The sequence below is a fragment of the Saccharopolyspora sp. genome (assembly GCF_017434145.1).
Lineage (GTDB): Bacteria > Actinomycetota > Actinomycetes > Mycobacteriales > Pseudonocardiaceae > Saccharopolyspora_C > Saccharopolyspora_C galaxeae.
Genome location: NZ_JAFRFW010000101.1, coordinates 1 through 11,507 on the forward strand (window position 1 = coordinate 1; position 11,507 = coordinate 11,507).

Sequence of the window (11,507 nt, forward strand, 5' to 3'; positions counted from 1 at the left end):
CGGCGCGGCGTGGCTGGCGCGGACCTCCGGCGCGCAGGTGCTGCCGGTTGCGTGCCGGGGCACGCGCCGACCCGAAGGCCGGGGCCGTAGGCTGCTACCCAGGGTGGACGTGCTGTTCGGCGAGCCGGTGGCGCTGCCGGCGGCGAAGGGGCGCGCCGGGTTGACGGCCGCGACCGATCAAGTCCGCGCTGAACTGGTCGGGTTGATCGCCGAGTTGGACCGGTTGATCTCCGATGCCCCCGAAGACGATGCGAGAGGGATGCGAGCGTGACCGAGGAGTCGGTGGGCGGCCCGGACGACCTGGGCGCGCCGCTCGACGGTGGCCTGGACGGCACCTGGTCGGACGAGTCGGAATGGCACGAGTTCGACGGCGTCGAGGACGACGAGGATTCCGCCGAAGGCGGGCCGCAGCCGGTGCTGGCGGTGGTCGGGCGCCCGAACGTGGGCAAATCGACGCTGGTCAACCGCCTGTTGGGGCGCCGTGAGGCGGTCGTGCAGGACACCCCGGGCGTGACCAGGGACCGGGTGGCCTACGACGCGCTGTGGAACGGCAGACGCTTCACCGTGGTCGACACCGGTGGCTGGGAGCCGAGCGCGAAGGGCTTGCAGGCGGCCGTGGCGAACCAGGCCGAGATGGCGATGTCCACGGCGGACGCGGTGTTGCTGGTGGTGGACGCCAAGGTCGGCGCTACCGCCACCGAGGAGGCCGCGGCGCGGGTGCTGCGCAGGTCGAAACGACCGGTGCTGGTGGCCGCGAACAAGGTCGACGACGCGCGCGGCAACGCCGACGCGGCCGCGTTGTGGTCGTTGGGGCTGGGTGAGCCGCACCCGGTCAGCGGCCTGCACGGGCGCGGTTCGGGTGACCTGCTCGACGAGATCCTGGACGTTTTCCCGGACGTGCCGCACGAGCAGTTCGCCGTGGCGGGCGGTCCGCGCCGGGTGGCGCTGATCGGCAAGCCGAACGTGGGCAAGTCGAGCCTGCTCAACCGGCTGACCGGCCAGCAGCGCGCGGTGGTGGACGAGGTCGCGGGCACCACGGTCGACCCGGTGGACTCGATGGTCGAGCTGGACGGCGAGGTGTGGCGGTTCGTCGACACCGCGGGCCTGCGCAAGCGGGTCCGCACCGCCAGCGGCACCGAGTACTACGCCTCGCTGCGCACGAAGTCGGCGATCGAGGCGGCGGAGGTGGCGATCGTGCTGATCGACGCGTCCGAGCCAGTGACCGAGCAGGACCTGCGAGTGATCGGCACCGTCATCGAGTCCGGCCGGGCGCTGGTGCTGGCGTGCAACAAGTGGGATCTGGTCGATGCCGACCGCAGGCGGCGGCTGGACACGGAGTTCGACCGCGAGATGAACCGGGCCCGCTGGGCCGAGCGGGTCAACGTCTCGGCGGAGACCGGGCGTTCGGTGGCCAAGCTGGCGCCCGCGCTGCGCACCGCGTTGCAGTCCTGGGACACCCGCGTTCCCACCGGCCAGCTCAATTCGTGGTTGTCGGACCTGGTGGCGGCGAAGCCGCCGCCGGTGCGCGGCGGCAAGCAGCCGAAGATCATGTTCGCGACGCAGGCGCACCCGCGTCCGCCGACGCTCGTGCTTTTCACGACGGGATTCCTGGAGGCCGGTTACCGGCGGTTCCTGGAACGCAAGTTCCGGGAGACGTTCGGGTTCACCGGCAGCCCGGTGCGGATCTCCGTTCGGGTCCGCGAGCGCAAGGACGACCGGCGCAGCGGACGCCGCTGATCGGGCGAACTGGCGGGTACTGCACGCAGCCGAAGATGACCTTGCCGATAGCCTGCCCCTAGCCCTCGGAGCAGGGGAGGTGACTCAGGGTGCGAGCAGATCCCGCTGGGGGGAGCTCTGCGGTGCGGCCGATTCGGTTGGTGCTTGCCGATGACGAAGCGATGCTGCGGCGCGGCCTCCGGGTACTGCTGGAACACGACGGCGCGATCCGCGTGGTCGGTGAGGCCGGAGACGGCGACGAACTGGTGGCGGCGGTGCGCACGCACCAGCCGGACGTGGTGCTGGTCGACGTGCAGATGCCGGTCAAGGACGGGCTCGCGGCGCTGAGCGAGTTACGCGCGGTGCCGCGGCCGCCGGTGTCGGCGGTGCTGACCACGTTCGATCTGGACGACTACGTTGCCGAGGCGCTCCGGTTGGGTGCGCACGGATTCCTGCTCAAAGATGCCGAGCCGGCGGCGCTGGTGCGTGCGGTGCAGGACTTGGCCAGCGGTGGCGCGGTGCTGGATCCGCGGATCGCGGCGCGGTTGCTGCCGAAGTTCCGCACGCTCAGCGACACCGCGCAGGAAGTCCGGTTGGTGCGCGGTCTGTCGGCGCGGGAGCGGCAGGTGCTGGAATTGTTGGGGGACGGGCGTTCCAATGCGCACATCGGTGATCAGCTCGGGCTGACCGAGGCGACGGTGAAGAGCTACGTCTCGACGGTGCTGAGCAAGTTGGGCGCGGAGAACCGGGTGCAGGCCGCTTTGATCGCGCAGCGCGTGGCCGGGCCAGGTGAGGGCGAGCGCCGTTGAGGTGCGCGCTGGCACGTGTCCGGCCGGTGGTGCTGGATGTGCTCGCGGTGCTGGTGCCTGGCGCGGCGGTGCTGCTCGCGGAGACGGATTCGTGGTTTTCGCTCCTGTCCGCATTGATCGCCAGTGCCGCGCTGGTGCTGCGGCGCTGGTGGCCGCGGCTGGCCGTGTTGCTTTGCCTGCCTGCGATGGCCGGTGGGTTGGGGTGGCCGCCGACGGTGGTGGCGTTGTTCCGGCTCGGCCGTGCCCGGTCCGGTTCGCCTTGGCTGGCGGGCTGGGTGTTGCTGGTGACCGTGGTGGCGGTGGTCCCTGTGCTGCTGCGCGAGTCGCTGGCGCTGCCGAATCTGCTGCTCACGCTGGCTTTCGTGCTGCTGGCAGCCAGCGGCCCGATCATCATCGGCACGTTGATCGCCACCCGGCAGCAGTTGACCGCGAGTCTGCTGCGGCTGCGGGAGGCGACCGAGGCGGAGTCGTACGCGAAGGCCGAGACCGCTCGCGCGGAGGAACGTGCCCACATCGCGCGGGAGATCCACGACGCGGTCGGTCATCACGTCACGTTGATCGGGGTGGAGGCCGCCGCGTTGGCCACCGTGAGCGAGGACGCCGAGGTGCGGGATTCGGCGAACCGGTTGCGCGGCATGGCGAAGGAAGCGTTGGGCGAGATGCGCACGACCCTGGGTTTGGCGTCCGGCCACCGGGCGGCGGTGAGCGTGCAGGCCATTCCCGACCTCGTCGAACAGGCGCGCGCAACCGGCATCCGCGCGGAGCTGTCCGACGAAATGGAATCCGGGCTGCCGCTGCCTTCCGGGGTCGACCGGGCGTTGTACCGGGTCGTGCAGGAGGCGTTGACGAACGTCTCGAAGCACGCGCCCGGTTCCCGGGTCGCCGTGCGGTTGAGCCGCGTGGACGGGATGGTCCGCGCGGAGGTGCGCAACGACGCCCCGGAATCCCCGCCGCAGACCGGAAATGTGGCCGACATGGGTAGCGGTGCCGGTCTGGAGGGGTTGTCGGAGCGGGTTCGGATGCTCGGCGGCCGGGTGGAGGCGGCACCCACCGCGGAAGGTGGGTTCACGCTGCTGGCCGCGTTGCCGCTCGAGCCGCCCGGCTGATCACGCGCGCAGCCGAGTCGGCGACGAACCCACGGCGGCGCCGGTTCGCACGCCGCGAGTTTCGGGCTCATGAACCGGCACCGAGCGTCCGGCGCAGGAATTCGACCTGCAACAGCAGCAGATTCTCCGAGGTCGTCTCGTCGGTGGGCATGTGGCTCACCCCCGGCAGCGGCAGCATCGTGTGCGGCCGTCCCGCCGCGGTCAACGCTGCTGAGAGCCGCAGCGAATGCGCCGGGAACACGTTGTCGTCGACGGTGCCGTGCACCAGCAGCAGCGGACGTTGCAGGTTCGCCGCGTCCGAGAGCAACGAACTCGCCTCGTAGTTTTCCGGCTCGCTGTCCGGGTGGCCGAGGTAGCGCTCGGTGTAGAACGTGTCGTAGAGCCGCCAGTCCACCACCGGCGCGCCCGCGATCGCCGCGTGGAACACGTCCGGCCGGCGAAGCACCGCCAGCGCGGCAAGGTAACCGCCGAAGGACCAGCCGCGGATCGCGACCCGGCTCAGGTCCAGTTCGCCGCGTTGCTCGCCGAGCGCCTGCAGCGCGTCCACCTGGTCCTGCAGCGGTGGGCTCGCCAGGTCGGAGCTGATCGCGCGGTCCCAGGCCGGGCCGCGGCCCGCCATCCCGCGCCCGTCGGTGACGACCACGGCGTAGCCCTGGTCGGCGAACCACTGCGAAGTCAGGAATCCCTGCCGGCGCGCGAGAACGCGTTGCGCGTGCGGGCCGCCGTAGGGGTCGAGCAGCACCGGCAGCGGTCCTTGGTCGGCGCTGTGGTCGTGCGGCAGCAGCAACGCTGTGCGCAGGTCGCGTTCGCCCAGACGCAGCAGTTCGACGTTCGGCACGACCGCGGGTGTTTCCGGGTATGAGCCGATTTCGCCGAGCCGCCGCTGCCGGTCGCTCACCCGGAACGAGGTGTGCGGCCGATCCAACCCGGCCGAGGCGAGCACCAGCACGTTCCCGGCGCGGCTGGCCGAATGCACGCCCGGCTCGGTGCTGATGCGTTCGGCCCCGCCTTCGGTGCAGCGGTACACGTGGATTTCGGCCGGGTCCTGCCCGGAGGCCGTCACCAGCACGTCTTCGTCGATGTCGAGCACCGACCGGACCTGCAGCGACGCCGGTGTCCACGGGTCGTCGCCGACGAAGAGCCGGTACGCGCCGTCCTGCGGGGCGATCCGTACGACACGGCCGCCGGGGTGCCAGGCGGGCGAACCCGGTTTGATGTCGACCCAGTGCTCGTCGAGGTCGCGGTGCACTTCCCGGGTCCGGCCGCTGGCCGGATCGATCGCCAGCACTGACTGCACACGCTGATCGCGGCTTTGCACGGTGATCAGCGGGGGTCCGTGCGGACTCCAGTGCGCGGTCGCCAGGTACGGGAACGATTCCCGATCCCAGTCGACGTCGACGGCGCCGGATTCCAGGCTCAGCACGGCCTGCGCCACCTCGGCGTTCGAGGTGCCCGCTGCCGGGTAGCGCAGCCTCGTGGGCTGCTTGGCAGGCTCCGCCGGGTCGGCGAGGTACCAGTGCTGCACCGGGTTTTCGTCCACGTGCGCAGCGAGCACCGCGGTGCCCTCCGGGGACCACCAGTAGCCGCGGTGGCGGTCCATTTCCTCGGCTGCGATGAACTCGGCCGCGCCCCAGCTGACGGTCTCGCTCTCCGGCTCGGCCAGCGCCCGGTCGCCTTCCCCGTCCACGCCGATCACCCGCAGCGACCTGTCGCAGAGGTAGGCGATGAACCGGCCGCGCGGGTCCGGGCGCGGATCGGCCACCGGTTGTTCGGCGGGAAGTTCGCGCACCTCACCGGTGCTCAGGTCGGTGTGGAACAGCCGGCCGGACAGCGTGAACGCCACGCACCGGCCGTCCCGATCGGTCGCGTAACCGGTGATGCCGGTCGCCCGCTCCCGGGAACGCTCCCGCCTGGCCTGTTCTTCGGGGGACACCGAGTCGTCGGTGAGCAGCTTCGCCGGGTCCGCGAGCACCCGCTCGGTCCCGCTCGCGGTATCCCAGACCCAGAGCGCGTTGCTGCGGTCGGTGCCGCTGTTGGAACGGAGGAACAGCACGGACTCGCCACCTGCGGTGACGGTGAAGTTCCGCGGCACGCCGAGGGTGAAGCCCTGGGTGCGCGCGCTGTGGCGGGGAAACGAGGGCGCGGACGGCATGACTGCACCTTGCCAGCTCGAGAAGGTCGGAGAGGAATCAGGTTGCGTCGGCGTGTCGGCCCTTGACACGCGCTGCAGCGCGGCGGAAGTGTGCACGCCGGGTGCTCTGGTGAGTTCGTTGCGTGGCTAGGAGGGCCGAGTGGCGATCCGGTGGCCCCGCGTGCGGGGATTCCTATTCGCGCTGCCGATCTTGCTGGCCACCGGGTCCACTGCAGCCGGTGGGGAACGGTCCACCGACGCGACCTACTACAACGACGCCGCGCTTCCGGCGGCGGATCCCTTCGTGCTGCGGGATCCGCGCAGCGGCGACTACTTCGCCTACTCCACCGAAGGCGCCGACCCCGGCCATCACTTCGCGATCTACCGCTCGCCGGACCTGGCGACCTGGCACCGGCTTCCCGGCGGCGCGCTGGACATGGCCGACGGGACGCAGTGGGGCCGGGACTGGTTCTGGGCGCCGGAGGTCTACCACAATCCCGAGACCGGGCGGTACTTCCTGTTCTACTCGGCGCTGCTGCGGGACGGGGTGGAGGAGAACTTCGGCCACGCCGACTTCGAAGAGCCCAGCAAGATCGGTGTGGCGGTCGCCGATTCGCCTGCCGGGCCCTTCCGCAACATCGCGCCCGAGCCGCTCGACTACCGGCCGTACGATCCGGACTACCACGACGTGAACGTCCTCATGGACGCCGAGCAGAAGAAGCCGCCGGCGACCTTGGAAGAGGGCCGGACCGCGCCGCTGGGCGTGTACCTGCCTTCGATCGACCCGAACGTCTTCTTCGACGACGGGCGCATCTACCTGTACTTCTCCCGCAACGCCTACCGGAACTGGGTGTGGGACCACGAACTCGGCAAGTACATCGAGGAGTCCAACGTCTCCGCGGTCGAGCTGGACGCGGACTGGTGGCACGACCCGAGCGGGACGACGATGCCGCGGATCACCCCGGATTACCGCGACGCGAACGGCTCACCGGCCGACCCGCCGGGCATCCGCAAAGACGGGTTCGCGCCGATCCTGGACTACGGTTCGGATCCGCAGGACTGGGAGAACGCCCACGTCAACGACTACGCCGAGTCCGGCGGCGAGAAGAAGGACCGCCGGTGGGCCGAAGGTTCCACGGTCCTCAAGACGCGTACCCGAGATGGGCGGCCGCGCTACTTCCTGACCTACTCGGCGAACAACTACCAGAACCGGTTCTACGGTGTCGGGTACGCGGTGGCCGACAGTCCGCTCGGTCCGTGGCGCAAGAGCCCGGACAATCCTGTGCTGCAAGAGGATCCGGGTGCAGGGATGTACTCGACCGGGCACGGCAGCGTGATCGCCTCTCCGGATTCGTCGCAGCTGTACTACGTGCATCACGGCCGGCCCGCGACGGACACCCACCGGCGGCTCTACACCCAGCGGATGCGAGTGGCTCCGGACGCGTCTTCGCTGCTGATCGACGGCTCCACGGCGGATCGGCCGATTCCTTCCGGTGTCGCACCCTTCTGGTTGCGCACGGACCGGCCGCTGGTGGAGATGCGGGACGGCCGCGGGCGGGTCGGTTGGCGGGTGGACACCTCTTCCGGATCGGCGATGCCGTTGTCGAACGTGCTCAACCGGGTGCGGGCCGAGGTGGGACCGGGTTCCGGTGTGACCGTGGCGCCGTCGGCGAACGGCGCGGAATTGACCGGTTCGCCCCACGGCGTGGCCGCGTTGTCGTTGCAGTACCAGCGCAAGCAGGCGGGCGGCCAGTACGTCGACGTGCACGACGACGAAGGCACGGTCGCGGTGACCTTGCCGGTCGCCGACTGCACTTCGCACGTGCGCGGGCGCTCCGACGAGCTGCTGATCACCGGAGTGACCTGTTTGGACGGAGCCGAGGTTCGCGGGCCGGTGCGGCTGGCGCCCGGTGCGTCGCTGGTCGCGGTGAACTCGGTGATCGACGGCCCGGTCATCGCCCAGGACTCGGGCGCGGTGTGGTTGTCCGCGAGCACGATCAACGGCTCGGTTCGGGTGCGGGGAGCGCGTGGGCCGGTTCGGGTGGACGGTTCAGAGGTGCGCGGGGCGTTGACGCTGACCGGCAATGCACGCCCGGTCGTCGCGGGCGCCGAGGTGCACGGTCCGTTGAGCTGCCGGGGCAATGCGCCCGCGCCGGTGAATGAGGGGCGGCCGAACACGGTCCGCGGCGCGGCGACCGGGCAATGCGCTGACTTGTAGCGCTCGATTCTTCTTCTGTGGAACGGTTTTTGCCGTCTTCGCTCGATCCCTGATGCCAGCGGTTCGTGCCCGATGCACATTTCCCGGCTTCTCGCCCGCAGGGGGTATTCGCCGGTGTGTCGGACGGGGGGCCGGCACCGCCGCTGCGCAAACTTCGCCTTGCCCGAAGTGATCGCACACCGCTTCCGCACGGCGGCGGTGAAGTCTGGATGAGAGCAGCCTGATGGATCTCACGGTCGTCGTTCCCTGCTTCAACGAACAGCGCGCTTTGCCGCACCTGCACGACGCGCTGTGCCGCGTCCTGCCCCGGCTCGCCACCGAGTACGAGATCGTCGTGGTCGACGACGGCAGCACGGACCGCACGCTGCCGCAGGTGCGAGCGCTGGCCGCTGTCGATTCCCGGTTGGGTTTCGTGTCGCTGAGCCGCAATTTCGGCAAGGAGGCCGCGCTGCTGGCCGGTTTGCAGCGCGCCCGCGGGCGCCGCGTCGCCATCATGGACGCGGATCTGCAACATCCGCCCGAGTTGCTCGGCCGGATGCTCGCGCTGCTGGACGACGGCCGTGATCAGGTGGTCGCCTGCCGGGACCGCCGCCACGAGCCGCTGTCCCGGGCATTGCCTGCGAAGGTGTTCTACCGGGTGTTCAACGGGTTCCGCGGGTTGCGGATACCCGCCGGGGCAGGGGATTACCGGGTGCTCTCGCAGCGGGCTGTGCAAGCGTTGCTGGCATTACCGGAGCAGCACCGGTTCTCCAAGGGTCTGTTCGCGTGGATCGGTTTCGACACCGCGCACGTGCCGCTGCCGCACGTGCCGCGGCGCGGCGGGCGGTCGAAGTGGAGCAGGCGAGGACTGCTCGAATATGCGTTGGACGGCTTCTTCTCGTTCCACCACAAACCGTTGCGGTTCGCGGTGCATCTGGGCGCGGCACTGGTTCTCGGCTCGCTGAGCGGGCTGGTGGCCGGGGTGCCCGCGCTGTTCGCCGGAGTGCTCGCGGTGTGCGGCGTGCAGCTCGGCTGCCTCGGGCTGATCGGGGAATACCTGGGACGAATCCACCTCGAAACCAAGCACCGGCCGCATTTTCTGGTGAAGGAGACCGGTGGGCGGGCTGCCGACCGCGGGAGCGCTGTGCTCTGCGGCGCTTCCGCCGATCCGGTGCAGGGGGAGTTGTGGTCCGCATGATCGCCCGGTGGCCGCTGGTCCGGTTCGCCGGCGTCGGCGGGATCAACACCGCGGTGCACCTGTCCGTGTTCACGGTCGTGCGCCCGGTCTTGCCGTACTGGATGGCACACGCGGCGGCGACGGTGCTCGCGATGAGCTGCTCCTACCTGTTGAACTGCAAGTTCACCTTCGGGGTGCTGCCCTGCGCGCGTTCGTTGCTGCTGTACCCGGTTTCGCACGTCGGCAGCCTCACGCTGAGCACGGCTGCGATGTCGGTGCTGGTGGGAGTGGCCGGGATCGATGCGCGAGCGGCGACGTTGGCCGGTGGTGTAGTCGCGCTGCCGCTTACCTACCTGCTCAGCCGTGGCGCACTCACCGGTGGCATCCGGAAGCGGGTGACGGCATGAGCACTGTGGAAACCGCATCCGCCGATCCGGCCCGGACCGGGTCGCGCTCGCAAGAGGTGCTGGCTGCCGCGGCGGTCGCCGTCGCGGTCGCACTGCTGGCTCAGCTGCCGGTTCTGGTGAACTCCGCGTTCTACTTCTGGGACGACAGCGCCGCGCAGTTCCTCCCGATGTGGCACGAGCTGGGGGAGCGGCTGCTCGCCGGGCAATGGCCCGCGCTGCTGGAACCGGATTCCTGGATGGGCGGGAACATCGCGGGCGAAGCGCTGTTCGGGGTGTGGAACCCGCTGCACCTGGCTGAGTTCGTGCTCGTCGTCGCGGTCGGTGATCTCGCCGTGGCGGCGGCCTTGGTCAAAACCCAGTTCCTCGTGCTGCTGGGTGTGGGCACGCATCTGCTGTGCCGGGAATACGGGGCCTCGCGTGCGGTGGCGGCGGTGTTCGGCGTGGCACTGCCGGTTTCCGGCTTCGTCTTGTACTTCCAGGCGGCGAGCTGGGCCGGTGGCCTGATGGGACTGGCGTGGGTGCCGTGGGCTTGGTGGGCGTCGCGGCGCACGTGTCGCCGGAGGGGGCCGCTCTGGGCGGCTTTCGCGGCCGGGTACCTGTGCGTGTCGGCCGGTGATCCGTACGCGGTGTTGGCCCTCGTCCTGGTTTTCGCCGGTTTGCTCGCGGAATTCCGGTTCATGCGGGTGTCCGGGACGCGCCGCATGTGCGTGCTCGCGGCCTCGGTGGGACTGACGGTGCCGCTGGTGTTCTGGCCGGTGCTAGCGACCACCGCGGTCGGCTGGCGAACCGGATTCGTGCTGTTCAACGTGGGGATGCTCGCGCCAGACCCGGGTGATCTGCTGAATCTGAGCCTGCCCGGGTTCGTGCCGCAGATCCGGTCGTTCGGTTCGTTCCGGATGACGGTGCCCGCGATGTACTTCGCCTGGTTCGTCGTTCCGCTGCTGGCTTGGCTCGATTGGCGTGCGTTCGCGCGGCGCGCAAGGGAATTCGCCGGGCCGTTGATCGTTGCCGCGTGCGCGGTCCTGCTGTGCTTGGGGCCTTCGCAGGTCGGCTTGTTCCGCTGGCCGTTGCGGCACCTTCCGTTGGCGTACCTGGCGTTGTCGGTCGTGTTCGCGGTCGTGGTGAGTGCGGGGCTGCGCAGGGACCGGGTGTGGTTGCGATGGTCTGTCACGGTCGGCGTTCTGGTGCTGTGCGGGTACTTGTCGTTCGCGGCGTGGCCGTCGCTGTGGTTCGCCTACGCCGTCTCGCTGCTGCTGACGGGCGGATTGCTCGCGATCGCGTTGCGGGTGCGCCTGATGCCGCTGGTGCTGCAAGCCGGGACCGTTGTCGCACTGGTGCTCCAGCTCTGCTGGTTCCCGGCGAACCGCGACGTGGCCGATTACAACTTCCCGTCCGACGTTCGACGGCTGCGGGATGATTTCGCCGGACTGCGGACGGGCACCGTGGTGCAGATCGCCGATCGTGCGGCGATACCTCAGGAGGATATCGCTTCCGGAGCCGTCTGGCGCCATCTGCTGTTCGGCAACATGCACGCTGTGGCCGGAGTGCCGAGCCTGGTCGCCTACACCGGCATCGGGTACCGCGCGCTGCACGATCGGCTGTGCCTGGGCTACTTCGGGGCGCATTGCCCGGACGCTTACCGTCGACTGTGGACGGTCGATGAGACCGGGGTGCCGCTGGCCGATCAGCTCAAGGTCCGGCACGTCGTCGTGCAGCGGCAGCTGATCGATGCACCGGTGCCGCCGTCCGGCTGGCGCGTGGTGCAGCGCAACGACGTGGTCACGCGCCTCGAGCGGGTGGCGGCCCCTGCGTGGCCGGATGGCCGGGTCGGTGCGTCTCGCGGTATCCGGGTCGAATCGGATGTCGAACGGGGAGCTCGAACTGAAGACGTGCGGTTCTCCGCGGTGGACCGCACCGGTGGGCGGATCGTGTTCGCGCGGCTCGCCTGGCCCGGATACCAGGCC

At 70.1% G+C, this 11,507-nt stretch carries 8 protein-coding genes and 1 pseudogene; 8 read left to right on the forward strand and 1 reads right to left on the reverse strand.

Going from position 1 to position 11,507, the window contains the following annotated elements; genetic code table 11:
• The 4 genes and pseudogenes from IJH84_RS02700 to IJH84_RS02715 form a co-directional block, all read left to right on the forward strand.
• Positions 1–271, forward strand: a pseudogene (locus tag IJH84_RS02700) (1-acyl-sn-glycerol-3-phosphate acyltransferase); the annotation flags it as partial.
• On the forward strand, positions 268–1,737 hold the full coding sequence (gene der, locus IJH84_RS02705) for a ribosome biogenesis GTPase Der (protein ID WP_295139819.1): 1,470 nt from the start codon (positions 268–270) through the stop codon (positions 1,735–1,737). The pseudogene IJH84_RS02700 and the gene der, both read left to right, overlap by 4 nt.
• Before the next feature lie 122 nt (positions 1,738–1,859).
• Positions 1,860–2,525, forward strand: a complete 666-nt coding sequence (locus IJH84_RS02710) for a response regulator transcription factor (RefSeq protein ID WP_295139821.1) — start codon at positions 1,860–1,862, stop codon at positions 2,523–2,525.
• 26 nt (positions 2,526–2,551) lie between these two features.
• On the forward strand, positions 2,552–3,631 hold the full coding sequence (locus IJH84_RS02715; RefSeq protein WP_295139822.1) for a histidine kinase: 1,080 nt from the start codon (positions 2,552–2,554) through the stop codon (positions 3,629–3,631).
• Positions 3,632–3,698: 67 nt separating this feature from the next.
• On the opposite strand, the gene IJH84_RS02720 is transcribed toward IJH84_RS02715, so the two are convergent.
• Positions 3,699–5,783 carry a prolyl oligopeptidase family serine peptidase gene (locus IJH84_RS02720; protein WP_295139825.1) on the reverse strand — a complete coding sequence of 695 codons (2,085 nt, stop codon included), beginning with the start codon at positions 5,781–5,783 and terminating at the stop codon, positions 3,699–3,701.
• Between the two features lie 139 nt (positions 5,784–5,922).
• Between IJH84_RS02720 and IJH84_RS02725 the strand changes: the two genes are divergently transcribed.
• From IJH84_RS02725 to IJH84_RS02740, 4 genes are all read left to right on the forward strand, one after another.
• On the forward strand, positions 5,923–7,980 hold the full coding sequence (locus tag IJH84_RS02725; RefSeq protein ID WP_295139827.1) for a glycoside hydrolase family 43 protein: 2,058 nt from the start codon (positions 5,923–5,925) through the stop codon (positions 7,978–7,980).
• 223 nt (positions 7,981–8,203) lie between these two features.
• A complete protein-coding gene (locus IJH84_RS02730) occupies positions 8,204–9,157 on the forward strand; it encodes a glycosyltransferase family 2 protein (RefSeq protein WP_200073020.1) in 954 nt (317 codons plus the stop codon).
• Entirely contained in the window at positions 9,154–9,543 is a 390-nt protein-coding gene (locus tag IJH84_RS02735) for a GtrA family protein (RefSeq protein ID WP_295139831.1), read from the forward strand. The genes IJH84_RS02730 and IJH84_RS02735 overlap by 4 nt, the downstream gene beginning before the upstream one ends.
• A partial coding sequence (locus IJH84_RS02740; protein ID WP_295139833.1) for a GtrA family protein occupies positions 9,540–11,507 on the forward strand: 1,968 nt, incomplete at its 3' end. The genes IJH84_RS02735 and IJH84_RS02740, both read left to right, overlap by 4 nt.

Bases quoted from the DNA above. Each gene is read 5' to 3' on its own strand.
- IJH84_RS02730 (WP_200073020.1), top strand. From the start codon at position 8,204: ATGGATCTCACGGTCGTCGTTCCCTGCTTCAACGAACAGCGCGCTTTG.
- IJH84_RS02720 (WP_295139825.1), bottom strand. From the start codon at position 5,783: ATGCCGTCCGCGCCCTCGTTTCCCCGCCACAGCGCGCGCACCCAGGGC.
- IJH84_RS02735 (WP_295139831.1), top strand. From the start codon at position 9,154: ATGATCGCCCGGTGGCCGCTGGTCCGGTTCGCCGGCGTCGGCGGGATC.